Annotated in this window: 27 protein-coding genes; 12 read left to right on the top strand and 15 right to left on the bottom strand. The window is 74.6% G+C overall.

Features of this window, described 5'->3' with window-relative positions:
* Positions 1 to 37: 37 nt before the first annotated feature.
* Entirely contained in the window at positions 38 to 715 is a 678-nt protein-coding gene (locus tag ABZ873_RS17825; RefSeq protein WP_360872282.1) for a TetR/AcrR family transcriptional regulator, read from the bottom strand.
* A gap of 69 nt (positions 716 to 784) precedes the next feature.
* Between ABZ873_RS17825 and ABZ873_RS17820 the strand changes: the two genes are divergently transcribed.
* On the top strand, positions 785 to 2,392 hold the full coding sequence (locus tag ABZ873_RS17820; protein WP_360872279.1) for an FAD-binding oxidoreductase: 1,608 nt from the start codon (positions 785 to 787) through the stop codon (positions 2,390 to 2,392).
* 114 nt (positions 2,393 to 2,506) lie between these two features.
* Entirely contained in the window at positions 2,507 to 3,094 is a 588-nt protein-coding gene (thpR, locus tag ABZ873_RS17815; RefSeq protein WP_360872276.1) for an RNA 2',3'-cyclic phosphodiesterase, read from the top strand.
* Between the two features lie 71 nt (positions 3,095 to 3,165).
* Here thpR and ABZ873_RS17810 read toward each other — a convergent pair whose 3' ends face one another.
* Together ABZ873_RS17810 and ABZ873_RS17805 are read right to left on the bottom strand one after the other, a co-directional pair.
* Complete coding sequence (locus ABZ873_RS17810) at positions 3,166 to 4,341, bottom strand: alpha/beta hydrolase (RefSeq protein ID WP_360872273.1); 1,176 nt, start codon at positions 4,339 to 4,341, stop codon at positions 3,166 to 3,168.
* A gap of 92 nt (positions 4,342 to 4,433) precedes the next feature.
* Entirely contained in the window at positions 4,434 to 5,006 is a 573-nt protein-coding gene (locus ABZ873_RS17805; RefSeq protein ID WP_360872270.1) for an XRE family transcriptional regulator, read from the bottom strand.
* Between the two features lie 135 nt (positions 5,007 to 5,141).
* Here ABZ873_RS17805 and ABZ873_RS17800 point away from each other — a divergent pair, with 135 nt between their 5' ends.
* The 7 genes from ABZ873_RS17800 (at position 5,142) to ABZ873_RS17770 (ending at position 13,039) form a co-directional block, all read left to right on the top strand.
* Entirely contained in the window at positions 5,142 to 5,960 is an 819-nt protein-coding gene (locus tag ABZ873_RS17800) for an ABC transporter permease subunit (RefSeq protein ID WP_360872267.1), read from the top strand.
* Positions 5,957 to 6,673, top strand: a complete 717-nt coding sequence (locus ABZ873_RS17795) for an ABC transporter ATP-binding protein (protein ID WP_360872263.1) — start codon at positions 5,957 to 5,959, stop codon at positions 6,671 to 6,673. The genes ABZ873_RS17800 and ABZ873_RS17795 overlap by 4 nt, the downstream gene beginning before the upstream one ends.
* Positions 6,674 to 6,917: 244 nt before the next feature.
* Positions 6,918 to 7,892 (top strand): NrtA/SsuA/CpmA family ABC transporter substrate-binding protein, encoded by a 975-nt coding sequence (locus tag ABZ873_RS17790; protein WP_360872260.1) that lies wholly within the window; start codon positions 6,918 to 6,920, stop codon positions 7,890 to 7,892.
* Between the two features lie 61 nt (positions 7,893 to 7,953).
* A complete protein-coding gene (locus tag ABZ873_RS17785; RefSeq protein ID WP_360872256.1) occupies positions 7,954 to 9,063 on the top strand; it encodes an aryl-sulfate sulfotransferase in 1,110 nt (369 codons plus the stop codon).
* Positions 9,064 to 9,259: 196 nt separating this feature from the next.
* Positions 9,260 to 10,471, top strand: coding sequence for an LLM class flavin-dependent oxidoreductase (locus tag ABZ873_RS17780; RefSeq protein ID WP_360872253.1), 1,212 nt, complete (start codon positions 9,260 to 9,262; stop codon positions 10,469 to 10,471).
* An 18-nt stretch (positions 10,472 to 10,489) separates the two neighbouring features.
* A complete protein-coding gene (locus ABZ873_RS17775; RefSeq protein WP_360872250.1) occupies positions 10,490 to 11,845 on the top strand; it encodes an NtaA/DmoA family FMN-dependent monooxygenase in 1,356 nt (451 codons plus the stop codon).
* A 42-nt stretch (positions 11,846 to 11,887) separates the two neighbouring features.
* Positions 11,888 to 13,039 (top strand): LLM class flavin-dependent oxidoreductase, encoded by a 1,152-nt coding sequence (locus ABZ873_RS17770; RefSeq protein WP_360872248.1) that lies wholly within the window; start codon positions 11,888 to 11,890, stop codon positions 13,037 to 13,039.
* Positions 13,040 to 13,054: 15 nt separating this feature from the next.
* Here ABZ873_RS17770 and ABZ873_RS17765 read toward each other — a convergent pair whose 3' ends face one another.
* The 3 genes from ABZ873_RS17765 to ABZ873_RS17755 form a co-directional block, all read right to left on the bottom strand.
* The gene (locus ABZ873_RS17765; protein WP_360872245.1) at positions 13,055 to 13,441 is read right to left on the bottom strand and encodes a VOC family protein; all 387 of its coding nucleotides are present in this window, start codon (positions 13,439 to 13,441) and stop codon (positions 13,055 to 13,057) included.
* A gap of 63 nt (positions 13,442 to 13,504) precedes the next feature.
* Positions 13,505 to 14,149, bottom strand: a complete 645-nt coding sequence (locus ABZ873_RS17760) for an endonuclease (RefSeq protein ID WP_360872243.1) — start codon at positions 14,147 to 14,149, stop codon at positions 13,505 to 13,507.
* 41 nt (positions 14,150 to 14,190) lie between these two features.
* Positions 14,191 to 15,429: an aromatic acid exporter family protein gene (locus ABZ873_RS17755; protein ID WP_360872240.1), complete on the bottom strand. Its 1,239-nt coding sequence runs from the start codon at positions 15,427 to 15,429 to the stop codon at positions 14,191 to 14,193.
* Positions 15,430 to 15,587: 158 nt separating this feature from the next.
* Here ABZ873_RS17755 and ABZ873_RS17750 point away from each other — a divergent pair, with 158 nt between their 5' ends.
* Positions 15,588 to 15,773, top strand: a complete 186-nt coding sequence (locus ABZ873_RS17750; protein WP_360872237.1) for a hypothetical protein — start codon at positions 15,588 to 15,590, stop codon at positions 15,771 to 15,773.
* Between the two features lie 19 nt (positions 15,774 to 15,792).
* Here ABZ873_RS17750 and ABZ873_RS17745 read toward each other — a convergent pair whose 3' ends face one another.
* The gene (locus ABZ873_RS17745; RefSeq protein WP_360872235.1) at positions 15,793 to 16,176 is read right to left on the bottom strand and encodes a hypothetical protein; all 384 of its coding nucleotides are present in this window, start codon (positions 16,174 to 16,176) and stop codon (positions 15,793 to 15,795) included.
* A gap of 142 nt (positions 16,177 to 16,318) precedes the next feature.
* Between ABZ873_RS17745 and ABZ873_RS17740 the strand changes: the two genes are divergently transcribed.
* Positions 16,319 to 17,419, top strand: a complete 1,101-nt coding sequence (locus tag ABZ873_RS17740) for an amidinotransferase (RefSeq protein ID WP_360872234.1) — start codon at positions 16,319 to 16,321, stop codon at positions 17,417 to 17,419.
* A 76-nt stretch (positions 17,420 to 17,495) separates the two neighbouring features.
* Positions 17,496 to 18,032: a histidine phosphatase family protein gene (locus ABZ873_RS17735; protein WP_360872232.1), complete on the top strand. Its 537-nt coding sequence runs from the start codon at positions 17,496 to 17,498 to the stop codon at positions 18,030 to 18,032.
* Here ABZ873_RS17735 and ABZ873_RS17730 read toward each other — a convergent pair.
* The 8 genes from ABZ873_RS17730 to sigK form a co-directional block, all read right to left on the bottom strand.
* The gene (locus ABZ873_RS17730) at positions 18,018 to 18,770 is read right to left on the bottom strand and encodes an alpha/beta fold hydrolase (protein WP_360872229.1); all 753 of its coding nucleotides are present in this window, start codon (positions 18,768 to 18,770) and stop codon (positions 18,018 to 18,020) included. The genes ABZ873_RS17735 and ABZ873_RS17730 overlap by 15 nt on opposite strands.
* Positions 18,767 to 19,594, bottom strand: coding sequence for a DUF1295 domain-containing protein (locus ABZ873_RS17725; RefSeq protein WP_360872227.1), 828 nt, complete (start codon positions 19,592 to 19,594; stop codon positions 18,767 to 18,769). Before ABZ873_RS17725 ends, ABZ873_RS17730 begins: the two co-directional genes overlap by 4 nt.
* Positions 19,591 to 20,874 (bottom strand): cyclopropane-fatty-acyl-phospholipid synthase family protein, encoded by a 1,284-nt coding sequence (locus ABZ873_RS17720; protein ID WP_360872224.1) that lies wholly within the window; start codon positions 20,872 to 20,874, stop codon positions 19,591 to 19,593. The genes ABZ873_RS17725 and ABZ873_RS17720 overlap by 4 nt, the downstream gene beginning before the upstream one ends.
* Complete coding sequence (locus ABZ873_RS17715; RefSeq protein ID WP_360872396.1) at positions 20,871 to 22,067, bottom strand: cyclopropane-fatty-acyl-phospholipid synthase family protein; 1,197 nt, start codon at positions 22,065 to 22,067, stop codon at positions 20,871 to 20,873. The genes ABZ873_RS17720 and ABZ873_RS17715 overlap by 4 nt, the downstream gene beginning before the upstream one ends.
* A 134-nt stretch (positions 22,068 to 22,201) precedes the next feature.
* A complete protein-coding gene (locus ABZ873_RS17710; protein ID WP_360872221.1) occupies positions 22,202 to 22,945 on the bottom strand; it encodes a DUF1365 domain-containing protein in 744 nt (247 codons plus the stop codon).
* The gene (locus tag ABZ873_RS17705; RefSeq protein ID WP_360872219.1) at positions 22,942 to 24,201 is read right to left on the bottom strand and encodes an FAD-dependent oxidoreductase; all 1,260 of its coding nucleotides are present in this window, start codon (positions 24,199 to 24,201) and stop codon (positions 22,942 to 22,944) included. Before ABZ873_RS17705 ends, ABZ873_RS17710 begins: the two co-directional genes overlap by 4 nt.
* Positions 24,202 to 24,372: 171 nt before the next feature.
* Entirely contained in the window at positions 24,373 to 25,125 is a 753-nt protein-coding gene (locus tag ABZ873_RS17700) for an anti-sigma factor (protein ID WP_360872216.1), read from the bottom strand.
* Positions 25,122 to 25,715, bottom strand: a complete 594-nt coding sequence (gene sigK, locus ABZ873_RS17695) for an ECF RNA polymerase sigma factor SigK (RefSeq protein WP_360872213.1) — start codon at positions 25,713 to 25,715, stop codon at positions 25,122 to 25,124. Before sigK ends, ABZ873_RS17700 begins: the two co-directional genes overlap by 4 nt.
* Positions 25,716 to 26,190 lie beyond the last annotated feature (475 nt).

Here is a 26,190-nt window from a genome sequence, read left to right as displayed (position 1 = left end):
ATCGAGTTGCGATGGAAATCTATCGAGAATCGATAGGTCAGGCAAGGCCGCCGTCGCCGTCATCGTCGTCGCCGTCGCCGTCGCCGTCGCCGTCATCGTCCGGCCCGAGGAAAGCCGCCGCCGCGAACAGGCGGGCGCAGCGGGACGTCATCGCCTCCGGCGACTCCTCCGGGTGCTTGACCCACCAGCGGACCACCGTCGCGACCAGGTCCCGCCAGACGTACGTCAGTACGTCCGCGTCCAGCGGGTCGTCCGACCCCGCCGCCCGCAGCAGATCGGCCGTGCCGCCCGCCGCCAGCCGGTCGATGGCCGCCCAGTACTCCGCCGCCCGCCGCGCGGCCTCGCCACCGGCCGGCAGCGAGGTGTCGTACAGGACGAACCACGCCTCCCGCCGCCCCTCCAGGGCGGTGAAGATGCTGCGCAGGACGCGCAGCGGGGTGTGCGGGGCGGTCCCGTCCGGACCCATCGCCGTGCGGATGGTGTCCAGCAGCCGGTCCCCCACCGGCACCAGGCAGGCCAGGTACAGCTGCTCCTTCGTGCCGAAGTACTGGTGCAGGAGGGTCTTCGTTACCCCCACCCGCTCCGCGATCGCCGCGAGCGAGGCACCGGCGTAGCCGCGCGTGCCGAACTCCTGGGTGGCCTCGGTCAGGATCTGCTCCCGGCGGTGCTGCCGCGGGACGCCCTTGGTGCCGGCTTTCGAGCGTGGGGTTGCCATGCGGCGATATTAACAGTAAGTAATTTACCGCAAGGTAAGTTCCGTTCCCGCGAGCTCTGGAGCGCACCCATGTCCGGCCCCACGCAGTCCACCCCGCCCACCCGCACCCGTTCCTGGTGGGGCTGGGGCTGGGCCGACGCCCACCCCGACGACGCCGAGTGCGCGGCCATGGGCAGCCTGATCCCCGGCACCCTCGCCCGCCCGCTCCCCGTGCCCCGCGTCCGCGACCTCCGCATCGCGCCGCCCGCCGTCGAGCCCCCGGCGAGCCTCGCGCACCTGGTGGACACCGGCCCCGAGCAGCGCGCCGCGCATGCGATGGGGAAGGCGTACCGCGATATCGCGCGGGCCCTGCGCGGGCGCCCCGGCCGGATACCCGATCTCGTGGCCCGGCCCACGGACGAGCGGGAGGTGGCCGACCTGCTGGACTGGGCCGGGGAGCGGCGGGTCGCGGTGGTCCCCTACGGCGGCGGCTCCTCGGTGTCGGGGGGCGTGGAGTACCGCGGCGACGCGCACCGCGCCGTGCTCTCCCTCGACCTGACCGCCATGGGCCGGGTCCTGGAGGTCGACGTCCCCGGCCGGGCCGCCCGCATCCAGGCGGGCACCCTCGGCCCGAGCCTGGAGGACCAGCTGCGGCCCCACGGGCTGACGCTGCGGCACTTCCCGCAGAGCTTCGAGTTCTCCACGCTCGGCGGCTGGCTCGCCACCCGCGCCGGAGGCCACTACGCCACCGGCCGCACGCACATCGACGACTTCGTCCAGTCCCTGCGCGTGGTCACCCCGGCCGGTACGAGTGAGTCGTGGCGGCTTCCCGCGTCCGGCGCGGGCCCCTCCCCCGACCGGCTGTTCCTCGGCTCGGAGGGCGCCCTCGGGGTGATCACCGAGGCGTGGGTACGGCTCCAGCCGCGCCCGGCGCACAAGGCGTCGGCCGCGCTCTCCTTCGCCCGCTTCGGCGCCGCGCTGGAAGCGGTGCGGGCCCTCGCGCAGTCGGACCTGGCGCCCGCGAACTGCCGGCTGCTGGACGCGGGCGAGGCGGCCCTGTCGGGGGCCTCGCAGGACGGCTCGGCCGTGCTCGTGCTGGGGTTCGAGTCCGCGGACGGCCCGGTCACGGACCGGCTCGCGCGGGCCGTCGAACTGGCCCGCTCCCACGGTGGGCGGCGCGACGGCGCCGCGCATGCGGAGGAGGGCGCGCCCGCCGACGCGGCGGTCGGCGCCTGGCGCTCGGCCTTCCTGCGGATGCCGTACCTGCGCGACGGGCTGGCCCGCATGGGGGCCGTCGCGGAGACCTTCGAGACGGCGGCGACCTGGGACCGGATCCCGGCGCTCGTCCAGGCCGTACGCGAGGAGGTCGGCGCGGCGGCCCTCAAGGCGTCCGGCCATCCGGCGACCGTCAACTGCCGCCTCACGCACGTCTATCCGGACGGAGCGGCGCCGTACTTCACCGTGCTGGCCGGGGGCCGCCCGGGGGACGAGGTCGCCTTCTGGGACGAGCTCAAGGCCGTGGCGGGCGAGGTCCTGCACCGCCACCGGGCGACGATCACCCACCACCACGCGGTCGGCCGCGACCACCGCCCGGGCTACGACCTCCAGCGCCCCGAGCCCTTCGCCCTGGCGCTGCGGGCGGCGAAGGGGGCACTGGACCCGCGGGGCATCCTGAACCCGGGGGTGCTCGTGGACTGAGCGGTACGAGGGGCGGGCGCGGGCGGGGCGGCGGCCTCGGGCCATCCCCCGCGCCGGCCCCCGCCCCGCCCCCGGAGATGACCCGACGGCCACCGGTGAGGTACGAAGACCCCTGTGAAGGAAAAGACCCCGCCCGCGACCGTCCGGGTGTTCATAGCCCTCGCCCCGCCCGACGAGGCCAAGGCCGAGCTCGAACACGCCCTGGGGCCCGCCTACGGGGCCTACCCCCGCATGCGGTGGAACCGTATCGAGGACTGGCACATCACCCTGGCCTTCCTCGGCGAGCTGCCGGTCTCCGCCGTCCCGCTGCTGCGGCCGCCGCTCGCGGCCCTCGCGGCCGCCCGGGAGCCCGTGGAGCTGGCGCTGCGCGGGGGCGGGCACTTCGACGAGCGGGTGCTGTGGAGCGGGATCGAGGGGGACCTGGAAGCCCTGCACCTGCTGGCCTCGGACGTGCGCGCCCTGGTCAAGGAGTGCGGGATCGCCTTCGAGGAACGGGTGCTGCGCCCCCATCTCACCCTGGCCCGGACCCGGCGCAGCGATCCGGCCTGCGTGGTGGAAGCGGCCGCCGGGCTGGAGGGGTTCTCCGGGCGCCGCTGGCACTCCGAGCGCCTGCACCTGGTCGGCAGCAACCAGGGCCGCGGCCCGGGGCCGATCCACTACCGCGACATCGAGTCCTGGGCGTTCGGGGGCGGCGGGTCCTGAGGCGGCGGGTCCTGACAGCCCGCCCCCAGTCCTCAGGCCCCGCGTCTCAGGCCCCGCGCCTCCGGCGCGGGTCAGCGTCGGTGGAAGACCACCTCCGGGTCGGCCGCCGTCGGCCCCTCCAGGCGGGGTGCGGGTATGCCGCGCAGCTGGAGGTCGAAGAAGGCGCCGACGTAGCCGCGGGTGATCTGCTGCGACCGGGTGCCGGAGAGCGGGGTCTCCGGGTGGTCGTAGCCCACCTGGTCACCGAGTACGGGCCAGTCCGTGAAGGCGGGGTGACCGGCTCCGGTGATCGTCAGCCAGCGCTTCCAGCCGTCCAGCCGCGGCCAGGTGTCCTCCCAGGAGGTGTCCGGGAAGTCGGGCGGCAGCAGCGCCGGGTCCCCGGCGAGCATCAGGAACGGGCGGCCGCCCAGGCCCTGCTGCGGGACGGGGGTGAAGAAGGTCCCGTCCATGTTCACCCCGGCGTCGACGCGCGGGTCCGCGGCCATGGTGGCCGAGGCCGCCGCGCCGCCGATGGAGTGCCCGGCCATGCCGATGCGCCGCTCGTCGATGATCCGCGAGTACCGCCAGGCGGGGTGCGGGCCCGTGAGGCGGTCCAGGACGAACGGGACATCGCGCGCCCGGCCGTCCGAGACGCGGTGCAGCGACTGGTCGGGGAAGACCTGCTCGCAGGCGGTGCAGGTCAGCAGCCGGCCGCCGGGGAAGGTCGTGCCGTCGGACTCGTACGCATGGTCCACCGCGGCCACCACATAGCCGCGGCTGGCCAGGTCCTCGGCCAGCGTGGTCAGCGAGCTGCGCGGCATGGTGAAGCCCGGCGAGAGCACGACCAGCGGGTACCGCTGCGCGGACGGCCGGGGAAGGGCCGCGGTCCGGGAGTGCGTACGGGTGGCCGCCAGCCGCTCCGGCGTGACGTGCTCGCCGAGCGTGCCGCGGTCGGTGAGGAACGCCTTGGCCTCGGGGACGGTCATATAGGGAGCGGGGGTCCCGGTGTGGGCGAGGGCCGGGTAGTACAGCGAGAGCAGCAGCTCGCGATCCCGGTCGGGCACCCAGGGGTCCTTGCGGTCCCGGTCAACCAGGTGGAGGGTGTCCCGGCCGACGGCGAAGTCGCCGGTGGGGCGCGGGAGTTCCAGCCGGGTGGCGGCGCCCGCGCCCGGTGCGGCCTGGGCGGCCGCGGGGGTGGCGAGGGCGCCGGGGGCGGCCAGCACTAAGCCGGCGGTCACGGCCGCCAGCATGCGGATGATCTTGTTCATGCGCACACCCTAGACCATTTTAGGCAAGGCTTACCTAAGCAATTCCGGCCGGGAGTGGGGGTGTTACGGGGCAGCTTCGGCGTCAAGGGGCGTCAGGGGGCGTGGGCGACGACCAGGAGGGTGCGGGCCGGCTCCGGGCCCGACAGGCGGCAGCGGTGCGGGAGTTCGCCGCGGTGGTGGGCGCTCTGCCCGGCACGCAGGACGAGCGGTTCCTCGCCCTCCACCTCCAACAGGACCTCCCCCGCCAGGACATGGAGGAAGTCCTCACCGGGGTGCTCGAACCAGCCGCGCTCCCCCTGGCCGGGCTCGAAGTGGTGCTCGTACGCCTCCATCAGGCCGCTGCTGCCGCCGGGGATCAATACGCGGGCGACCTGCCCGGCGGCCTCGTTCACGCGGATCACCTGCGGGTCGCTCTCGTGACTGACCGCTCCGGGGCGGCCCGGCGGCCTGAGGAAGGTGCCCGGGGTGACGTCCAGCGCCTCGGCGATCTTGTAGATCGAGCTGAGGCTGGGGGTGGCGAGGCCACGTTCCAGCTGGCTGAGGAAGGGCTGCGAGAGGCCCGAGCGGGTGGCGAGCGCGGCCATGGAGACGCCGCGCTGCTTGCGACAGCCGCGGATCACCCGTCCGACCTCGATCGCTTCGGGCGTGGGTTCGGGGCGAGACACGCTTGCGAACGTACCGCATGGCGGACGGGGGCCCGGGCGGCCCGGGGAGGTTTTGCACTGCCGCAACACTGCCTTCATAAGCGTGGTCAATTATTGACCTCACTTATGAAGGACCTCCGAACGAGGAGCCACCCCGTGCTCTCCACACCCTCCCCACCCCCGGGCCGGACCCCCGGCCGGCCCGGCCCGTCCCCCGGCCCGTCCATCGGCCCCACGCTGGTCCCGGCCGTGGGCGCGGCCCTCGCCGTGCTCGCGGCGTGGTCGCTGCTCGCCTGGTCCGGCGCGGTGGCTCCCGGGCTGCTGCCCACCCCCGCCGAGACCGCCGCCGCGCTGGTCGACGGCGCCCGCAGCGGACTGCTCGCCTCCGACCTCGCCGCCAGCCTCTCCCGCGCCGGGCAGGGCTTCGCGCTCGGCGCCCTCGTGGGCGGGGCGCTCGGCTTCGCCACCGGTTATCTGCCGCGGCTCTCGGCGGCCGTGACCCCGGTCGTCTCCTTCCTGCGGCCGATCCCGGCGATCGCGCTGGTGCCGCTCGCCACCGCCTGGTTCGGCATCGGCGAGGGCGCCAAGCGGCTGCTGATCGCCTACGCCGTCCTCCTCGCGGTCTGGCTGTACGTCCACGACGGCGTCTCCCGCGTGCCCGCCTCGCACCTGCGGGCCGCCCGCTCCCTCGGCGCGCCCCTGCACCGCCGCTTCACCGAGGTCCTGCTGCCCGCCGCCGCCCCGGCCGTGCTCGCCGCGCTGCGCTACGGCGCCTCGGTGGCGCTGCTCGCCCTGGTCGCGGCCGAACTGGGCGGTGCCGACAGCGGATTGGCGTACCGCCTCCAGGTGGACGGGCAGTTCCTGCGCGTGGACCGGATGTTCGCGGGGCTGCTCGTCCTCGGGCTGCTCGGCGTGGCCGTGGACCTTGTCCTGGCCGGGATCGGCCGCCGGTTCGTGCACTGGGGGGCGTCATGAGCCGAAGCGTGCGACTGGAGGGGCTGTCGGTGGGCTACGGGGGCGCCCCCGTGCTGGAGCGCACCGACCTGGACTTCCCGGCGGGGTCCTTCACCGCGCTGCTGGGGCCGAGCGGGTGCGGCAAGTCCACCGTGCTGGGGACGGTCGCCGGTTTTGTACGCCCCCTCTCGGGCGGGGTCAGCGTGGGCGCGGCCCCGGTGCGGGGGCCGGGGCCGGACCGCGGGGTGGTCTTCCAGCACTACGCCCTGTTCCCCTGGCGGACGGCCCGCGGGAACGTCGAGTTCGCCCTGAAACGGCTCGGGCTCCCCCGCGCCGAGAGGCGGCGGCGCGCCCTCGCGGCCCTGGCGGAGGTCGGCCTCGCGGAGGGCGCGGAGAAGTACCCGGCGCAGCTCTCGGGCGGGATGCAGCAGCGGGTGGCGCTGGCCCGTGCGCTCGCCGCCGAACCGGAAGTCCTCCTCATGGACGAGCCGTTCGGCGCACTGGACGTCCTGACCCGGACCCGCATGCAGGCCCTGCTGCGCGAACTGTGGCAGCGCCGCGGCACGACGGTGCTCTTCGTGACGCACGACATCGACGAGGCCCTGACCCTGGCGCAACGCGTCGTCATCCTGGGCGGCACCCCCGCCCGCATCCTGGCCGACCACCCCATCCCCCCGGGCCCCCCGGACCCGGCCCTGCGCACCTCCATATCCCAACACCTCGCCACCCCCTGACCCGGCGCCTCCGCCTGACCTGTGGCCCCCACCTCCGTCCCCGGCGCCCGCCGCCCCGGCGCACCGGCTGTCCCCGTCGGGCCCGGCAGGCGGCAGCCGGCGGACAGACCAGTCGCCCCCGCCGCCGCCCGCGGACCTGTCGGCTCCGGCGGGGCCGCGCCCGATCATGCTCTCCCGAAGGGAAACGTTTGCCATGTTCAAAGACCGTCTTGCCCTCAGACCCCGCGCGGGGCGCGGAGGCCGGATGCTGGTCGCCGTGCTTCTGGCGGCCCTGGTTTCGGCGGTTGTTGCCGGCTGCTCCGGCGGTCGGCCCGGCGCCGGGCCGGCCGCCGTCAGCATTGCGGCCAGTGATCACCTCGGCGGGGCGCCCGTGTACCTGGCCGAGGAGCTGGGGCTTTGGGGCGGTGAGGGGATTGAGGTCGACGTGGCCACCCAGCCCACCGGGCGGGATGCGCTCAATGCCGTGCTCGGGGGGCAGGCGCAGTTCGGGGTGGTGGGTGATCTGCCCGCCGTCACCGCCGCGCTCGGCGGGCGGGAGGTGCGGATCGTCGCGGACCTGTCCCGGTTCACCGACTGGCGCCTGCTCACCCGTACCGACCGGCAGATCACCGGCTTCGCCGCGTTGAAGGGGCGGAAGGTGGGTGTGCCCCAGGGGACCAACACCGAGTACGCGCTGTCGCGGATGCTGGCCTCCGCCGGGCTGTCCGCCGCCGACGTCAACCTCGTCAACCTCGCCCCGAACCAGGTGACCGCCGCCCTCGCCCGCGGCGACATCGACGCCGGCCTCACCTTCCCCAGCTTCTACGACTCCGCCCGCACCACCCTCGGCGAGCGGTACGCGGAGCTCCCCTTCGCCGGATACACCGCACGCACCCTGCTCGTCGCGGGCCCCGCCGCCTCCGAGGCGGACACCGCCGCCGTGCTCCGCGCGCTGCTCGCCGCGCAGCGCGCCATCGCCGCCGACCCGCCCGCCGCGCGCCGGTCCGTGCTCGCGCAGGCGAAGGGCGCCCTCCAGGCCGGCTACGTCGAGGCGTTCCAGCCCCGCTACACCTACGGCGCGACCCTCTCCCCCGAACTGCTCGCGCAGCTGGTGGAGGAGGCCGCCTGGGCCAAGTCGGCCCAGAAACTGCCGGGTTCCGCCGACCGGGACTCCCTGTCGAAGCATCTGCACACCGCGCCCCTGGCGGCCGTCGACCCGGCCGCCGTCACCATCCGCTGACCACCGACCACCGACCACTGACCGCCGACCGCCGACCGCCCTCACCCCACCGGAGATCCCCATGACCGTCGACCAGAACACCCTGCGCCGCCGCGGCGTCGGCCTGATCGCCCACGACCCCGCGCTCAGCTGGGGCGGCTACACCCTCTACACCCCGATCACCAGCGCCGGCACGATCCACCTCGTCGACATCGACGGCCGCCCCGCGCACACCTGGAACTCCCCCCATCCGCCCGGCCGTCAGGCGCAGCTGCTGCCGAACGGCAACCTCTTCTACGCGGCCAAGGACACCTCCGGCCCGACCCTCTTCCCCATCTGGGACGTCTACCACGGCGGCATCTTCCAGGAGCTGGCTCCCGATTCCACGGTGCTCCGCGAGCTCAGGCACCCCTTCCACCACCACGATGCGACCGTCCTGCGCAACGGCAACCTCCTCATCACCACCGTCGAGCCCCTGACCCCGGCGGACGCGGCCCGGATCCGGGGCGGGATCCCCGGCTCCGAGGCCCCCGGCGGGCTGATCCACGCGGACGTGGTGCTCGAACTGACCTGGGAGGGCGAGGAGGTGTGGCGCTGGGCCGCCATCGACCACCTTGACCCCGAAGAGGTGGTGATGAACCGGCACTTCGCCCGCAACCACTGGCCGATGGCCAACACCGTGAACGAGCGCGCCGACGGCTCGGTGGTGGTGGGCTTCCGCAGCGCCTCCACCACCGTGTCGATCGACCGCGCCGACGGCTCCGTACAGTGGAGCATCGGCCCCGACGTCCTGGCCCAGCAGCACCATCCGCACGAGCTGGCCGGCGGCAGCATCCTCGTCTTCGACAACGGCACCTACCGGGACAGCACTTCGGTGCCGTACTCGCGGGTGCTGGAACTGGACCCCCGTACGGGCGAGGAGTTGTGGTCCTACGAGGACAATCCGCCGCAGAACTTCTACAGCCCGTACATGTCGAGCGCGCAGCGGCTGCCCAACGGCAACACCTTCATCGCGGAGGGGTCCTTCGGGCGCCTCTTCGAGGTGACCCCGGACCGGCGGGTGGTGTGGGAGTTCGTGGTCCCGGAGTTCCGTTCCTTCGGGGGCGGGGTGGGTCTGGAGTCCTCGGCCGGCGCCCAGAACTCGGTCTTCCGCGCCTCGCGGCATGCGGCCGAGGAGCTGCCCTGGCTGTGACGACGGCGGATCCTGCCCGCCCCGAAGGCCCCGGCGGTCCTGCAACATATCCGCCAAGTTCTCTTCATACGCCCGGCATTGAAGGCGGATGCGGCCGGACGTAGCGTTTTCGAAGGAGTCCGAGGCGGGTCGGGGAGGCTTTCCCCGGCCCGCTTCGGTTTCCTTCCCGCACGCCGACCAGGAAGGCGTCACCGACGTGCCCGTTTCCGATACCGCCTCCCCCGACGCCCCCGCCCCCGCCCCGCTGCACCTCGCCGTCTCCCTCGACGGCGCCGGCGCCCACCCCGCCGCCTGGCGGGAGCCGGGTGCCCGGCCCGGCGAGCTGTTCACCGCCCGCTACTGGGCCGCCCTGGTCGCGGAGGCGGAAGCCGGGCTCCTGGACTTCGTCACCTTCGAGGACGCCCTCGCCCTCCAGTCCTCCTCACCGAACGGCGCCGACGAGCGGACCGACCGGATCCGCGGCCGCCTGGACGCGGTGCTCACGGCGGCCCGCGTCGCGCCGCTCACCCGCCGGATCGGCCTGGTACCGGCGGTCACCGCCACCCACACCGAGCCCTTCCACATCTCCAAGGCCGTCGCCACCCTCGACCACGTCAGCCGCGGCCGCGCCGGACTGCACATCCAGGTGTCCGGACTGCCGTACGAGGAAAGGCACTTCGGCCGCCGGGCCGCCCCGCTCGCGGAGGACGCGCTGCACGAGGAGGCCGTCGACCATGTGGAGGTCGTCCGGCGGCTGTGGGACAGCTGGGAGGACGACGCCGAGATCCGCGATGTGGCCACGGGCCGGTTCGTCGACCGGGAGAAGCTGCACTACGTCGACTTCCGCGGCCGCTTCTTCGACGTCCGCGGGCCCTCCATCACCCCGCGCCCGCCCCAGGGCCAGCCCCTGGTCACCGCCCGCGCGGCGGACAGCGCCGGCTACGGCCTGATCGCCCGCTCCGCGGACATCGGCTACCTCGCGGCACGCGACACCACCGCGGCGCGGGAAGCCGTCGCCGCCGTACGGCAGGTCCGCGCGGCCGCCGGGCTCGCGGCGCGGCCCCTGCACCTCTTCGGGGAGCTGACCGTGTTCCTGGACGAGGCGCCCGGGGCCGCGGCGGCCCGCCGCGCCCGGCTCGACGAGCAGGCGGGGGAACCGTACGACGCGGACGCCCCGGTCTTCGCGGGGACACCCGTGCAGCTCGCGGACCTGCTGCACGCCCTGCACCGCGAGGCGGGACTGTCCGGCTTCCGGCTCCGGCCCGGCGTCCTCGCGCACGACCTGCCCGCCGTCACCCGCGGGCTGGTGCCCGAGCTCCAGCGGCGCGGCCTGTTCCGCCGGGAGTACGAGGCGGACACCCTGCGCGGGCTGCTGGGGCTGGAACGCCCCGCCAACCGCTACGCCCCGGCCGCGCACCCCGCCGCCTGAGCTCCGGAAAGGACCGAGATGAGCAGCAAGCCGCTCAAGCGCATCCACCTCGCGGCCCACTTCCCCGGCGTGAACAACACCACCGTGTGGAGCGATCCGGCGGCGGGCAGCCATATCGACTTCGACTCCTTCGTCCACTTCGCCCGCACCGCCGAGCGCGCCAAGTTCGACTTCCTCTTCCTCGCCGAAGGTCTGCGGCTGCGTGAACAGGGCGGGCAGATCTACGACTTGGACGTGGTCGGGCGCCCGGACACCTTCACCGTGCTGGCCGCGCTGGCCGCCGTGACCGACCGTCTCGGGCTGACCGGCACCATCAACTCCACCTTCAACGAGCCCTACGAGGTGGCCCGGCAGTTCGCCTCCCTGGACCATCTCTCCGAGGGCCGGGCCGCCTGGAACGTGGTCACCTCCTGGGACGCCTTCACCGGGGAGAACTTCCGGCGCGGCGGCTTCCTGCCGCGCGAGGACCGCTACAGCCGCGCCCAGGAGTTCCTGTCGACGGCGACGGAGCTGTTCGACTCCTGGAGTGCCGGCGCGGTGACCGCCGACGCCGGGTCGGGGACCTTCCTGCGGGACCCCCGGGCCGGTGCCTTCGCGCATCGCGGCCGGCACTTCGACATCGAGGGCCGGTTCAATGTGCCGCGCAGCCCGCAGGGCCGGCCGGTGATCTTCCAGGCGGGCGATTCCGAGGAGGGCCGGGAGTTCGCGGCCGCATCCGCCGATGCCGTCTTCGGCCGCTACGGCACCCTGGACGAGGGCCGCGCCTTCTACGCCGACGTCAAGCGCCGGCTGGCCGCCTACGGCCGTGGCCGGGACGAGTTGAAGATCCTGCCCGCGGCCACCTTCGTACTCGGGGACACCGATGCAGAGGCGCACGAGGCCGCCCACGAGGTGCGGCGCCTCCAGGTCAGCGGGCAGACCGCGATCAAGTTCCTGGAGCACGTCTGGAACCGTGACCTCTCCGGCTACGACCCGGACGGCCCGCTGCCCGAGATCGATCCGCTGACCGGCGAGAACACCATCGCCCTCGGGCGGGCGAGCGTACGGCAGTTCCGCGACCCGCTGGAGACCGCCCGGCAGTGGCGGGCGCTGGCCGAGGCCAAGAACCTGTCGATCCGCGAGCTGGTCATCGCCACCACCTCCGACCAGACCTTCGTCGGCTCCCCCGCCACCGTCGCGGAGTCCCTGAACGCGCTGGTGCAGGCGGACGCGGCCGACGGTTTCATCCTCGTCCCCCACCTCACCCCGGGTGGCCTGGACGTGTTCGCCGACACCGTGGTGCCGCTGCTCCAGGAGCGCGGCGTCTTCCGTACCGCGTACGAGGGCACCACCCTCCGCGACCACCTCGGCCTGGCCGTGCCCAACGCCTCCTGATCCGTGCCCGAAGCCCGCCCCCGACCGCCAAGGAGCCAGGCCGTGTCCGGTATCCCCCTCGGGGTCCTCGACCTCGTCCCGATCCCCTCCGGCGCCACCGCCGCCCGCGCCCTGCGCAACAGCATCGATCTGGCCCGCCGCGCCGAGGCGTTCGGGTACGCCCGCCACTGGTTCGCCGAGCACCACCTCAACCCGGGCGTCGCCGGGACCTCCCCGGCCGTGGTGCTGGCCCTGACCGCCTCCGCGACGCACACCATCCGGCTCGGCTCCGGCGCCGTGCAGCTCGGCCACCGCACCGCGCTGTCCACCGTGGAGGAGTTCGGCCTGGTCGACGCGCTGCATCCGGGCCGCCTGGACCTCGGACTGGGCCGTTCCGCCGGAAGGCCACAGCCGCACCCGCAGCCGCAGCCGCCGGGCGAGGAGCCCGCGCGCACCCGGCCCGGGTACACGCCGAACGGGCTGCGCATCCCGGAGCGCTTCTCCTTCGCCCCACTGCTGGCCCATCCCCGCGTGGCCCTCCGGCAGAGGCTGCTCCACCTGCCCGGGGCGCGGCCCCAGGAGTACGCCGAGCAGATCGACGACGTGCTCGCGCTGCTGCGCGGCGACTACCGCGGCCCGGACGGGGTGGAGGCGCACGCGGTGCCGGGCGAGGGGGCCGACGTACAGGTGTGGATCCTGGGCAGCAGCGGTGGGATCAGCGCGGAGACGGCGGGCCGCAACGGCCTGCGCTTCGCGGCGAACTACCACGTCAGCCCGGCGACGGTCCTGGAGGCCGCCGAAGGGTACCGGGCGGCCTTCAAGCCGTCGGCGGAGCTGGACCGGCCGTATCTGACGGTGTCCGCCGATGTGGTCGTGGCCGAGGACGCCACGGCGGCCGCCGAGCTGGCCACCGGGTACGCCGCCTGGGTAAGGAGCATCCGCAGCGGGGAGGGCGCCATCCCCTACCCCGCTCCGGCCGAGGCGCGCGCCCTGCCCTGGTCCGCGGCCGACGAGGCGCTGGTGGCCGACCGTACGGAGACCCGGTTCGTGGGATCGGCGGCCGCGGTGGCCGACCGGCTGGAGGTGCTGCGGGAGGCCACGGGGGCGGACGAGCTGCTGATCACGACGATCACGCACGACCACGCGGCCCGGGTGCGCTCCTACGGCCTGCTGGCGCGGGAGTGGCGGCGCCGGGGCCATCTGCGCCCCGTCTGAGCACCCGCGGCCGGGTCAGGGGCGGTAGCGCAGCGGATGGTCCTCGGGGACCTCCACCACCGCGATCCGCACCCCGTCGGGGTCCGCGATCCACATCTCGATCAGCCCCCAGGGCTCGCGTACGGGGGGCCGCAGGATCTCGGCGCCCCGCGCGCGCAGTTCCTCGTACGCCGCTGCCGCGTCCGCGACCTGGAGCCACAGCCGCATGCCCGGGGCGGGCGGCTCGTCGGCGCGCCCGGAGACCTCCAGGAAGCCGCCGCCGAGGAAGTAGACGGTGCCGCGTTCGGGGCCGGTGCCGAACTCGCGGTGGACGGCGAGCCCGAGGGTGTCCCCGTAGAAGGCGCGCGAGCGGTCGGGGTCCGTGGGGCGCAGCAGGATCCTGCTGCCGAGTACGTGCACCATGCCCCTACTGTCGCGCACCCGGGGCCCGGCCGGGGCCGCTTCGGGGATCCCGGTGCGGCCGTGTCACGCGCCGCGCGGCTTCCCGGCGGCGCCCGGGGTGAGGCTCATCCGGACCAGGCCGTCCGCGAGGCGGGTGAACTCGCCGGGTGCGACGAGCCGGGCCAGGGCCTTCGGGGTGCGGGGCAGGCCCGCGCCCGAGGCGGCCTCGCGGACCCGCCGGTCGGCGTACGGGCGCAGCTCCGGCCAGAGGGTCTGGACCTCGCGGCAGAAGATGTCGGCGCCCGTGGGGCCGATGCGCGGGATCTCCTGGAGCAGTGCGCGGAGGCGGTCCGGGTCCCCGCCGGCTTCCTCGCGCAGTTCCCGCAGGTCGCCGTGGTGGCGGTCGAGCAGGAGCCGGGCCCCGTCGCCGAGGGCGGTGGAGGTGGACTCGTCGTACCGGCGGTAGTGCGCGCGGCCGAGGGCGTCGACGCGCCGCTGCCAGGTGGCGTCGGCCATGCGGCGCGGGGTGCGCAGGCCGTCCGCGAACAGCTCGCGGGCCGCCGCGACGGCGGTGCCGGCCCGGATCGGCGCCGAGAGCAGGACGCTCAGGACGAGGACCTGGTAGAGCGGCGCAGGGGTGTCGCGGAGCCGGATGCCGGCCTCGTGGGCGTAGGTCTCGCCGTACTCGTCGAGTATCCGGCGGGCCGTTGTCGTCCTCGTGGCGTTCATGGGGGCCTCCCCGGCTCGGATGCGGACTCCTCCGGGGGCGCCTACCCCTCCTCGCGGGCCGCACCGCGTGCGCGGCGGGGCAGGCGCAGCCGAGGGCGCTTGGTGAGCAGGCGGCCGAAGCGGCCGGTGTGCCGGGTGCGGGTGTGCCGGTCCAGTTCCTCCAGCAGGCGCTGGGAGCGCTTGTCCACGCCCAGTTCGTCGAGGACCCGGTCGATCTCGCTGAGCAGCGCCCCGCGCAGCTGCCAGTGCGCCGGGTCCTCGCGGGCGGCGGTGAGCAGCAGCCCGGCGAGCCGGTCGCGGTGTGTACGGGCCACGGCGAGCTCGGCGGTGAGCACGGCCTCGGCCTCCTCGGCGTTGGCGCTGACCTGCGCGGTGATCAGCAGGGCGAAGCTGTCCACGGCGACGGCGGTGTGCCGCAGTACCTCCCGCAGTGCGTCGGCGGTGCGGGGCTCGAAGAGCGGGCCGTCGGGGTGGGCCTTGGCCAGGTCGGTGAGGGTCCGGCAGGCGACGCGGAGGACGACGGCGCAGATCTCCAGGGTGTCGAGCCCGGTGCGCAGCACCAGCCGGAAGAGCAGGCCCTCCTTGACCCTGGGGTTGAGCCGGAGGCTGTCCTCGGCCTGCCGGAGGGCGGCGTCGACCAGGGCGATGTCGTTGTCGAGCCGGCGTGCCTCGTGGAGCCGGGCGGCGGCCTGTTCGACCTTGGCGGGGCCGAGGGGTTCCTCGCCGAGGTGGTCGAGCAGCCGGCTCATGCGTCCGGCCAGGTCGGTGATCGCGGCGCCCGCCGGGCCGACCCACAGGGGCGGGGCGAGCAGCAGGTTGACGAGGAGGCCCACCACCGCGCCGATGATCGTTTCCAGTACGCGGTCCCAGGCGGTGTCGGTGACCTGGGTGACGCCGAGGACGAGCATGGCGCTGATGGCGACCTCGGGCACGAACTCGTCCACGCGGACCAGGTGGCCGACGACGAGGGAGGCCAGGATCAGCAGGCCGAGGCTCCACCAGGTCAGGCCGACGAGGGCACTGAACCCGATGGCGATGAGCACGCCGACGACCACCGAGTTCACCCGGCGGACGCTGGTGGTGAGGGTGGAGTAAAGGGTGACCTGGACGACGAGCAGGGCGGTGAGGGGGGCGGTCAGGGGAAGCGGTTCGCTGCTGAGGCGCAGGGCGACGACATAACTGATGACGGCCGCGGCGGTGGAGCGCAGGGCCTGTACGGCGACGGGCTCCCGGCGCCGCCGGGCGAAACGGGTGGCGAGCGTAGTGATCGTTTCGGGCATGTCGGGGCGCCTTCCCGCAGGTGGGCCGAATGACGCGTGGCGTGGCCGCGCGGGTCGGATCGCACCAGGATGGACCTACGAGGAGGGTGGCCGGGCGATCCGCGGGTAGGCGGGGTGTCCGGATACCTGTAGACCACATCTGCGAGGGAGCGGTAGCCATGGAGGGTGCGGAGCAGAAGCGTCAGACGCCGGGGAAGGGCCGTGAGGAGCAGGCCCAGGAGCACCCCGGTCCGGACCCGGTCCACCCGGAGGCCAGCAAGCCGGTCGCCGGGAAGACCCCGGAGGAGCTGAGGATGCGGCAGGAACGGAAGATGGCCCACGAGGACGGTGACGACGCGGAGTGAGCCGGTGCGGAGGCGGGCCCTACGCGCCTTCGTCGTAGGTGCCCGCCTCGATCTCCAGGGCGAGTTCCTGGAGGACCTCGACGGAGGTCATGTCGGTGCGCCCGCTGTCGTGCACCATCGCGAGGCTGGTGAAGGCCAGGCTGAATCCGGAGACCATCGTGTGCAGGGCCGGGCCGAGCGCCTCCGCGACCAGGGACGCCACCTGCTGCGGGGTCGCGTCGGCCGGGACCCTGATCGAGGGCAGCATCTCGTTGAGGAGCAGGGTGGCCACCCCCGCGGTGTCGCCCTGCTCCTCCGTGCCGTCCGGGGTGTCGGTGTACTCGCCCGCCTCGGCGGCGCGGCGGATGTCCTGGGCGTCGGTGAGGATGGCGATCACTCGCTTGAGCACTTCTGCGCGTTCCATCCTGCGGAGCCTAGTGCGGCCCCCGCCGGATCGGGAGGGACCACCCGGACGGGCGCACCCGGCTGTCGTACGCCGTGTCGCGCGGCCTCCGGCGGCGCCGGAGAGTGGGAGGTCCCGACCCCGTACAGGGAAGGCGGTCCAGATGGCGGCAGTACAGCGACCGGACGGGCCGGCGGTGAGCTCGCACAACGAGTGGGATCCGCTGGAGGAGGTCGTCGTGGGGCGGCTCGACCATGCGACGTTCCCCTCCCGGCATCCGGTCGTGGCCTGCAACATCCCGCCCTGGGCGGCGCATCTGCAAGGGATGGCGGCGGGCCGGCGCTATCCGCGGATCCTGGTGGAGACGGCGCAGCACGAGCTGGACCGGTTCATCGCCCTGCTGCGGTCCCTGGGGATCACGGTGACGCGCCCGGACCCGGTCGACCACACGCGGCGGTTCGCCACACCCGACTGGTCCTCGCGCGGATTCTGCACGAGCTGCCCCCGCGACTGCCTGCTGGTGGTCGGCGAGGAGATCATCGAGACGCCGATGGCGTGGCCCTGCCGGTACTTCGAGAGCCACGCCTACCGCACCCTGCTCAAGGACTACTTCCGGCGCGGCGCGCGCTGGACGGCGGCGCCGCGACCGCAGCTCACGGAGGCGCTGTACGAGCCGGACTACCGCGCTCCGCGGACGGGCCCGCCCGCGCGCTACATCCTCACCGAGTTCGAGCCGGTCTTCGACGCCGCCGATTTCGTCCGGGCGGGGCGGGACCTCTTCGTGACCCGGAGCAATGTCACCAACCGCATGGGCATCGAGTGGCTGCGCCGGCATCTGGGGCCCGGCTACCGCATCCACGAGATCGAGAGCCGCTGCCCGGCCCCCATGCACATCGACACGACCTTCCTGCCGCTGGCGCCCGGCCGGGTGCTGGTCAATCCCGAGTACATCGACATCGGCCGGCTGCCGGCAGTGCTGGACTCCTGGGAGGTGCTGGTGGCCCCGGAGCCCGAGCCGGTGGACGAGCGCCTGCTGGGCATCACCTCGATGTGCGGGAAGTGGCTCAGCATGAACGTGCTCTCGATCGGTGACGGACGCGTCATCGCGGAGCGCAAGCAGACCGGCATGCTGCGGGCCCTGGAGGCGTGGGGCTTCGAGCCGGTCCCCTGCGACCTCCAGCACTACGCCCCGTTCGGGGGCTCCTTCCACTGCGCCACGCTGGACGTGCGGCGCCGGGGCACGCTGGAGTCCTACCTGCCATGAGGGTGCGGGCCCGTCGCCGGGGCCGCACCATGACCGTAGACCCGTGGACCCGTAGACCCGTAGAAACGGAGAGGGCATGTCCTCGCACTCCGACGGTGCGGCGGCCGGGAGCCGGCTGCTGCTGGTGCGGCACGCCAAGGCGGTGCCCAAAGGGGATCCCGCCGACGATTTCGAGCGCGCCCTGAGCGATCGCGGCCGGGCCGACGCCCCGCGCACCGGTGAGTGGCTGGCCCGCTCCGGTCACCTGCCCGATCTGGCGCTGTGCTCCCCGGCCCGCCGGACCCGGCAGACCTGGCAGCTGGCCGTCCCGGCGCTGCCCTCGCCGCCGCCGGCCGTGTACGACGACAGGCTGTACGACGCGGCCCCGAACACCCTGGTCACGGTACTGGCGGAGCGCGGCGCGGGCCTCGGCTGCGTGGCGCTGGTCGGGCACAACACCGGCATCCACGAGCTGGCTTCGGCCCTGTGCGGGAGCGGCGAGGCGGAGGAGCTGGAGCGGCTGCGGGCGCGGTTCCCCACCTCGGGCGTCGTGGTGGTGGACCTGCCGGGCGGCTGGGACGCCCTCACCCCGGGCGCGGGGCGCCTGGCAGCGCTCTGGTCACCGTCGGACTGAGCCCTCCCGCGACAGGGATCCGGCGGGCCTCGGGCGCCCGCTCCAGCCGGGGTCCCCGTCGAGGAGGGACGGGCCGGGGGCGAGGCCGAGCAGGTCCGCCGTGGCCTCGGCGGTGATCCGGTGCCAGAGCCCCGCCCGGCGGACCATGGCGTGGCCGCCCGCCGGCATCCGGATGCCCAGGACGCGGGCGCCGTCGTGGTGGGCGCGGCCCAGGCAGGCCCAGGTGTCGGCCGCGCTCGTGACGCGGTCGGCCTCGTCGTGGAGGGCGACGACGGTACGGCCGCGCAGGTGGGCGGTGGGCTCCCCGGGCGGGCACCAGGGCGCGAGCGCGACCACGCCGGTGACCTGGGGCTCCGCCGCGGCGCGGAGCGCGGCCCGGCCGCCGAGGGAATGCCCGACGAGGACGACGGGCACGGGCCCGGCCAGGGCGCGCAGCTCGTCCAGGGCGCGGTGCACATCGGCGACGGGGTGGGCGTGGGGGCCGTTCCAGCCCCGGTAGCGGTAGCGGACCCGGGCGACGAGCACCGCCTCCTCCGCGGTGGCCCGGACGACGGCCGCCTCGAAGGGCCGCATGCGCCGGGCCGGCAGGTTCAGCCAGGTGGGGGGCTCCAGGGCGTCCGCGCGGCCGCCGTGCAGCAGCAGGACGGCGGCCTTCGCCGTGCCCGGCGGCGGCCCGCCGGACACGGGCAGCAGGGCCGGGACGGCCGCCGCTCCCCCGGTTTCCGGAGCGCCGCTCATGCACGGCCTCCGTGTGCCGCGCCGCCCCGGCCCGGTGGCAGCGGGAAGAAGCCGCTGGTGCGGGCGGCGTACTCGGCGTAGCCGGGGCGGTCCGCCATGTGCTTCTCCAGGAGGCGTTTGCCGCTGCCGACGGTCAGCAGCAGGGTCATCAGCACCGGGGAGACCAGGACGGCGAGGGCCGGCTGCCAGGCGGTGCAGGCCAGCAGGTACAGCCCCCACCAGACGAGGCTGTCCCCGAAGTAGTTGGGGTGCCGGGTCCAGGCCCACAGGCCCTGGTCCATGATGCGTCCGCGGTGGGCGGGGTCCTGCTTGAAGCGTGCCAGCTGATGGTCGCCGACGGCCTCGAAGCCGATCCCGAGGGCCCAGACCGCGATCCCGCAGAAGGCCAGGAGGCCCAGGGGTACGGAGCTGTAGGAGGCGGCCTGCACGGGCAGGGAGATCAGCCAGACCAGGGCCGCCTGCGCGAGGTAGACGGTGCGCAGGGCGTACAGGGTCCGGTTGCCGCGGGCCTTGTCCAGGAGGGCGGTGTAGCGCGGGTCCTCGCCGTGGCCGCGCGAGCGCCAGGCGATGTGCGCGGAGAGCCGCAGCCCCCAGACGGCGGTGGCCGCGGCGACGAGCAGCCGCCGCCAGTCGTCGCCGTGCCCGGCGGAGAGCAGCCAGGTGGCGAGGGCGACGGCGGCGAAGGCGAGACCCCACGCGATGTCGACGATGCGGTGCAGCCCGCGCCGCACGGCCACGGCGAAGGTGGCGAGGAGTACCGCCCCCGCCGCGCCGGCGGTGACGGCGAGGTTGAGGCCGAGGGCCCCCCAGTCGGTGCCGGTCATGCCGGGCTCTCCGTGTACCAGGTGGCGGGGGTGGCCGGCATGGCGGAGCTCCCTTCACGGGTGGGGCGTACGGCGAGGATCTGGTCCACGCCCATACGGCGTTCGGCGAAGGCGAGCGAGGCGCCGGCCAGGTAGAGGCGCCACACCCGGCCTGTGGTCTCCCCGACCAGGGCGCGGACCTCCTCCCAGCGCTCTTCCAGGGTGGTGCGCCAGGCGTCGATAGTGGTGGTGTAGTGCTCGCGGAGGGCTTCGGTGGAGCGCACCTCCAGGCCCGCGTCCTCCAGCAGGTCCACGGTCCGGCCGACGGGGCGCATGTGCATGTCGGGGGCGATGTACGTCTCGATGAAGGCCCCGCCGCCGGGGGCGTGGGCGCCGCGCGACATCTGCTGGATCAGCAGCCGGCCCTCGGGGCGCAGCGCGTCGTGCAGTTTTTTGCTGAAGGCGGGGTATTCGGCGTCTCCGACGTGTTCGCCCATCTCCACGGCGGCGGCCGCGTCGTAGCCTCCGCCGTCGATGTGCCGCCAGTGCCGGAGGGTGACGTCGACCAGGTCGGCCACGCCCTCGCGTGCGGCCCGCTCGGCGACGAAGTCGCGCTGGGCGCGGGAGAGGGTGACGGCGGTGACGCGCGCCTTGTGCTCGCGGGCGGCGTGCACGGTGAGGGAGCCCCAGCCGCAGCCCACGTCGAGCAGCCGGTCCCCGGCGCGCAGCCCGAGTTTGCGGCAGATCAGTTCGAGCTTGTCGCGCTGGGCGTCGGCGAGGGTGTACGCGGGGTCGTCGGGCCGGGTCCAGTAGGCGCAGGAGTACGCCATGGAGGGGTCGAGGAGGAGGGCGTAGAACTCGTTCGAGAGGTCGTAGTGGTGGCTGATCGCGGCCCGGTCCCGGGAGGCGCTGTGCAGGGGGCCGCTCAGCCGGGCCCGCCCGTCGGGGCGCGGCGGGGGCGGACCGGCGGCGCCGAGGCGTACGGCGAGTGCCGCGGCCGCCGCCATGCCGGCGGGCCGGGGGCGGGAGGCGGGCCGGTCGCGGACGGTCCGGCCGGCCCGGGACAGGGCCTCGGCGAGGTCTCCGTCCACGTCGAGGTCGCCGGTGACGTACGCCTCGGCGAGGCCGAGTTCGCCCGGCTGCCAGAGCACGCGCCGCAGGGCGGCCGGTGAGCGGAGTGTGACCAGGGGGGCGTCCGCGGGGCCGGACTGGCTGCCGTCCCAGGCGCGGACGCGTACGGGGAGGGGCCCCGGGAGGAGGTGGCCGAGGAGCTGGGCGAGTGTGTCGGCGGCGGGCCTCATCGGTGGGTCCCTTCGGTGAGGAGCAGCTGGCGCACGTCGAGGTAGCCGGAGCGGAATCCGGCTTCCGAGTAGGCCAGGTAGAACTCCCACATGCGCTGGAAGACGGTGTCGAAGCCGAGGGCGGTGACGGTGGGCCGGGCGGCGGTGAACCGCTCCCGCCACAGGCGCAGGGTCTCCGCGTAGTGCTCTCCGTAGCCGTGGTCGGCGGCGACGGTCAGACCGGCGGCGGCGGAGTGCTCGGTGATGGCCCGGCGGGAGGGGATCAGGCCGCCGGGGAAGACGTACTTGCTGATCCAGGTGTGGGTGGCGGCGGTGTGCAGCATCTGCTGGTGGCCCATGGTGATGGACTGCAGGGCGATCCGGCCGCCGGGGGCGAGGGCGCGGCGCAGTGCGGTGAAGTAGGACTGCCAGAACTCGGCGCCGACGGCCTCGATCATCTCGACGCTGACCACGGCGTCGTAGCGGCCCTCGGCGTCGCGGTAGTCGCGCAGTTGCACGTCCACCCGGTCGGAGAGTCCGGCGGCGGCGATGCGGGCGCGGGCCAGGTCGGCCTGTTCGGCGGAGAGGGTCAGGGTGGTGACCCGGGCGCCCCGGGCGGCGGCCCGCAGGGCGAGTTCGCCCCAGCCGGTGCCGATCTCCAGCAGCCGGGTGCCGTCGCCGACCCGGGCGAGGTCCAGGAGGCGGTCGATCTTGCGGTGCTGGGCCTCGGGGAGGTCGGCGGAGCGGGCGGGGAAGCCGGTGAAGACGGCGGAGGAGTAGGAGAGGGTCGGGTCGAGGAAGGCGGAGAACAGGTCGTTCGACAGGTCGTAGTGGCGCTGGATGTTCTCGCGGGCCCCGGCGCGGGTGTTGCGGTCGGCGGCGGGCCGGGCGGACACCCACAGCCCGCGCAGCCGCCGCAGCGGGGCGGGCACCAGCTCGTCGACATGCCGTGCGAGCACGGTCAGTACGCCGGCCAGGTCCTCGCTGTCCCATTCCCCGGCCATGTAGGACTCGCCGAAGCCGATGAGGCCGTCGCGTCCGATGCGCCGGTGGAAGGCGTCGGGGTCGTGGAGCGTGAGCAGCGGGCCCTCCGCGCCGGGCGTGGTCAGCTCCAGCCGGTCCAGGGCGCGGCCCACGAGCCGGCGGGCGACGGCGGTCCGGGCGGCTCCGGCGGACGGCGGCCGGGCCACGTCGGGCCAGCGCTCCGCGTCCACCTCGGTACGGCGCCCCGCGGGCGCGGCGGTCCCGGCGGCGCGGGCCGCCCCCCGGCGGGGCTCGGTCTGCGGGGGGATCCCGACGGCGCGGCCGGACGGCCGGATACGGCCGGGGGACGTGGTGGCGGGCTGGGTCACGACGGCGTGCCTTCCTGCGGGGTGGACCGGGGACGGGGGTGTACGGGCAGACCGCGCAGCAGCAGGGCGATGCCGTGGCGGCGGATACCGGCCCAGACGGCGGCGGTGGACCACGGTCTGCGGACGGCGGCGGACAGCAGGGCGGGGACGGTGGCGGGACGCCGGCGGCCCCGGACGACGGCGGTGAACGCCCGGCCCTCCGCGTGGTCGAGGTGGACGGCGAGGCGCAGCCGGTCCCCGGGCAGCGGCAGCCGCATCCGGTAGCGGCCCTCGACCGCGAAGAAGGGCGAGACGTAGAACTCCTTGTCGGTCTCCGCCTCGTCGGCCTCGTCGGTGCGCAGCAGGTAGCAGTGGCGCTGCCCGTAGGTGTTGTGGACCTCGGCCACGACGCAGACGAGGGCGCCGGAGCGGTCGTGGCACCAGTACACGCTGAGCGGGTTGAAGACGAAGCCGAACACCCGGGCGTGCGCGAGCATCGTGACGCTCCCGCCGTCCAGGTCGATGCCGTGGGTGGCGAGGTAGGCGTCGAGTCCGGCGCGGATGGTGCCGGAGGTGCCGGTGAAGTGGTCGCGGGCGTCGAACCGGGCGAGCGGGCGCATCGGCCGGGGCAGTACGGGCAGCCGGTCCAGGTCCACGCACCACAGGTAGGTGCGGTGCCGGAAGGAGTGCCGCAGCGGGGTGGTGCGGGCGTGCGCGACCACGCACTCGTAGAGGGCGGCCGTTCCTTCGGCGCCGGTCACCAGCGGACCCCCAGGGACCGGGCGGCGTCCGCGCCGGAGCGGCAGCCGTCCTCGTGGAATCCCCAGCCGTGCCAGGCACCTGCGTAGGCGGTCACGCCCGTGTGCAGGCGGGGCAGTTGGCGCTGCGCGGCGACCGAGTCGGGGGTGTAGACAGGGTGTTCGTAGACCATGCGCGCCACGACGCTGCCGGGGTCGATGCCGTCCTCCCCGCCGAGGGTGACCACGTGGTCGGCGCCTTCGGGCAGCCGCTGGAGGCGCTGCATGTCGTAGCTGACGCGCACCGGTTCGGTGGTGGGGTCGCAGCCGGTCATCCGGTAGTTCCAGGAGGCGCGGGCGTGCGGTGAGCGCGGCAGGACGCGGGTGTCGGTGTGGAGCACGGTGGGGTTCCGGGAGTAGGTGAAGGCGCCCAGGAGCCGCTTCTCGTCCTCGGTGGGGTCGGCGAGCAGGCGCAGTGCCTGGTCGGGGTGGGTGGCGATCACCACGGCGTCGTGGGTGTCGGTGCGGCCCTCCGCGGTGGTGACCAGGACTCCGTCGGCGGTGCGCCGGACGGCTTCGACGGGGCTGGAGGTGTGGACGCGCTGCACGTGCTTGGCCGCGGCGGCCACGTAGGCGGCGGAGCCTCCGGTGACGGTCTTCCACTGCGGGGAGCCGGTGACGGACAGCAGGCCGTGGTGGTCGAGGAAGGCGAAGAGGTAGGCCGCCGGGTAGGACAGCGCGGTGCGCGCGGGGCAGGACCAGACGGCCGAGACCAGCGGCAGCGCGAAGTGGCTGACGAAGTAGGGCGAGAAGCGGCCCGCGCGCAGGAAGTCCCCCAGGGTGAGGTGCGGGGACGGTTCGCGGGCGAGGAGGCGCCGGGCGCTGCGGTGGAAGCGCGGCACCTCGGCCAGGAGCCGCAGGTGGCGGCCCCGCCGGGCGGCCGGTGAGGCGAACAGGGCGGCGGGGCCACGGGCGCCCGCGTACTCCAGGCCGCAGCCGTCGCACCGTACGGACATGCTCATCTCGGCGTCCTGGGTGCCGATGCCCAGCTCCCGGAACAGCCTCAGGAGGGTGGGGTAGGTGCGCTCGTTGTGGACGATGAACCCCGAGTCCACGGAGAGGGGGCGGCCGCCCGGCCCCGCCGTCTCATGGGTGTGGGCGTGCCCGCCGAGCCGGTCGTCCGCCTCGTACAGGGTCACCTCGTACGAGGACGCCAGGATGTACGCGGCCGTCAGACCCGCCACCCCGGCCCCCACGACGGCCGCCTTGCGCTGTTCCACCACGAGCTCCCACCCTCCGGCACGCCGCGGCTGCGGCGCTGTTCACCCGTACTTCGCCGCGGAGCGACGTCCGGATGGGTGAACGGGGCAGGAAATTACGGATGGGGCGTGAGGGATCCGCTGCCGCCGCCCCGGGCCGGGCGGTGGCAGCGGATCCGGGACCGCCGCCGGTCAGGCGGGCAGCCGCATCAGCAGCAGCGGGGCGCTGGTGGGACTGGGCGATCCGCCGGCCGGTTCCAGGGTGAGCCCGACGGCTCCGGCGTCGGCCGGGTTCCCGTCCATGAGGACGGTGCCGTCCCGGTCGATGAGCCCGGCGGGCACCATGGTGCCGTCGTGGTCCAGCCAGAGCTGGTACGTCATCCCCGCGGCGGGCGCGGGCAGTCCGCTCGCCGAGAACACGGCCTTGTTCTGCCGGTCGGAGGACACGACGGTGGTCAGGGCCCCGTTCCCGGCCCGCCCGTGGACGGTACGGGCGTCGGGCGCGGCCAGGACCGTGCTGACGGTGTCGAGGCGCTGCTCGGCCCGGCGGGCCCGCTGCTGCTCGTCGCCGGCCTGCTGGTGCTGCCAGGCGGCGAGCCCCGCGAAGGAGGCGGCGGCGACCAGGCTGGCGGCCAGCGCGAGGGGCAGGGCCCGGCGCCGCAGGATGCCGCCGAGGGTGGTGGTGGAGGCGGTCGCGGGGAGCCTCGGGGGCAGCTGCCGCACCCCGTCGATCGCGGCCAGGGTCCGCTCCCGCATCTCGGGCGGCGGGGGCTGGGACGCGGCGGCCGCGAGCCGTGCGGTGGTCGCCTCGAACTCGGCGGCCTCGCGCAGGCACTCCTCGCAGTACGGCAGATGGGCCGTGAACGCCTCCTGTTCGGCGGGGTCCAGGGCGCCCAGGGCGTACGCGGCGGCGAGGGAGTGGACATCGGTGTGGTGCTGCTTCATGTGGTCACCCCCATGCAGTCGCGGAGCCGGATGAGTCCGTCGCGCATGCGTGTCTTGATGGTCGGAAGCGGTGTGCGCAGGGCCTCCGCGACTTCACGGTAGGTCAGCCCCCGGTAGTAGGCCAGGGTCACGGCCTGCCTCTGGAGCTCGGTCAGGCCGCGCATGCAGCGGCGTACCTGCTCGCTCTCCAGGCGGGTCTCGACCTGTTCGGCGACCTCGTCGAAGGCGGTGCGGTGCTCGCGGGCGGCCTGGGCCTGCTCGCGGTCGGCGGCCGCCTGGGCGGAGCGGACCCGGTCCACGGCCCGGCGGTGGGCGATGGTGGCGGCCCAGGTGCTGACGCTGCCGGCGTCGGCGCGGTAGCGGGCGGCCTGCCGCCACAGGTCGATCATGACCTCCTGGGCGACCTCCTCGGACTGCGCCCGGTCGCGGACGACCTTGACGACGATGCCGAAGACCATGGGCGCGAGGGCGTCGTAGAGGACGGTGAACGCCTGCTTGTCGCCGTGGGCGACCTGCTGCATGACCTCGGCGAGGTCACCGGGGCGTGGGCGGCCGGTATGACCGGTGCCGAAGGGGATGGGTTGGTTCACCGGCCGGGCTCCGGCCGTGCCGACCAGGCGAAGGGGCGGCCTGGCGCGGCCGTCGGGGGGCTGGGTGTCCATCGCATGGTGGTCCTTGTCGGTAGAGCGGGGCCGGGCCGTCTCCCGGGACGGTCCGGCCGCAGATCCTTGGGGCGCGGGCTGTTGCCTCTGAGCGTTCTTCGTAGCGGACGCGCGTGCGGATGGGACGGTACCCGGTCGGCCGCGGGACGGCGGATTCCCCCGTTCGAGGGAAGCGGGCGGTCCGGACCCAGCCGGTGGGGCGGGCACCGCGAAGACCGTTCGGTGGCCGGGGCGTTCCCCCGGCTACCGGGTCCGCGGCCGGGAAGACGGGCCGGCGCGGACCGGCGGACCCCCCGGTGCGGCTCCGGTACGCGATGCCCGCCCTGGGCCTCGCGTAGGCACGGCCCCGGAGAAGGGGCCCGGGCACCGGCTCAGGTGACCCCGTAGAACTTCCCCGTCTCGT

Source organism: Streptomyces sp. NPDC047014 (assembly GCF_040644195.1).
Taxonomy (GTDB): domain Bacteria; phylum Actinomycetota; class Actinomycetes; order Streptomycetales; family Streptomycetaceae; genus Streptomyces.
The sequence above is the reverse complement of the archived record's forward strand: the minus strand, read 5'-3'. Positions and strand labels throughout refer to the sequence as shown.

Coding starts and splice junctions, on each gene's coding strand:
- ABZ873_RS17785 (WP_360872256.1), top strand. CDS start 7,954: ATGACCGTCGACCAGAACACCCTGCGCCGCCGCGGCGTCGGCCTGATC.
- ABZ873_RS17760 (WP_360872243.1), bottom strand. CDS start 14,149: ATGAACGCCACGAGGACGACAACGGCCCGCCGGATACTCGACGAGTAC.
- ABZ873_RS17775 (WP_360872250.1), top strand. CDS start 10,490: ATGAGCAGCAAGCCGCTCAAGCGCATCCACCTCGCGGCCCACTTCCCC.
- ABZ873_RS17795 (WP_360872263.1), top strand. CDS start 5,957: ATGAGCCGAAGCGTGCGACTGGAGGGGCTGTCGGTGGGCTACGGGGGC.
- ABZ873_RS17700 (WP_360872216.1), bottom strand. CDS start 25,125: ATGAAGCAGCACCACACCGATGTCCACTCCCTCGCCGCCGCGTACGCC.
- ABZ873_RS17810 (WP_360872273.1), bottom strand. CDS start 4,341: ATGAACAAGATCATCCGCATGCTGGCGGCCGTGACCGCCGGCTTAGTG.
- ABZ873_RS17765 (WP_360872245.1), bottom strand. CDS start 13,441: ATGGTGCACGTACTCGGCAGCAGGATCCTGCTGCGCCCCACGGACCCC.
- ABZ873_RS17735 (WP_360872232.1), top strand. CDS start 17,496: ATGTCCTCGCACTCCGACGGTGCGGCGGCCGGGAGCCGGCTGCTGCTG.
- ABZ873_RS17730 (WP_360872229.1), bottom strand. CDS start 18,770: ATGAGCGGCGCTCCGGAAACCGGGGGAGCGGCGGCCGTCCCGGCCCTG.
- ABZ873_RS17725 (WP_360872227.1), bottom strand. CDS start 19,594: ATGACCGGCACCGACTGGGGGGCCCTCGGCCTCAACCTCGCCGTCACC.
- ABZ873_RS17820 (WP_360872279.1), top strand. CDS start 785: ATGTCCGGCCCCACGCAGTCCACCCCGCCCACCCGCACCCGTTCCTGG.
- ABZ873_RS17745 (WP_360872235.1), bottom strand. CDS start 16,176: ATGGAACGCGCAGAAGTGCTCAAGCGAGTGATCGCCATCCTCACCGAC.
- ABZ873_RS17790 (WP_360872260.1), top strand. CDS start 6,918: ATGCTGGTCGCCGTGCTTCTGGCGGCCCTGGTTTCGGCGGTTGTTGCC.
- ABZ873_RS17755 (WP_360872240.1), bottom strand. CDS start 15,429: ATGCCCGAAACGATCACTACGCTCGCCACCCGTTTCGCCCGGCGGCGC.
- ABZ873_RS17740 (WP_360872234.1), top strand. CDS start 16,319: ATGGCGGCAGTACAGCGACCGGACGGGCCGGCGGTGAGCTCGCACAAC.
- ABZ873_RS17825 (WP_360872282.1), bottom strand. CDS start 715: ATGGCAACCCCACGCTCGAAAGCCGGCACCAAGGGCGTCCCGCGGCAG.
- ABZ873_RS17720 (WP_360872224.1), bottom strand. CDS start 20,874: ATGAGGCCCGCCGCCGACACACTCGCCCAGCTCCTCGGCCACCTCCTC.
- ABZ873_RS17750 (WP_360872237.1), top strand. CDS start 15,588: ATGGAGGGTGCGGAGCAGAAGCGTCAGACGCCGGGGAAGGGCCGTGAG.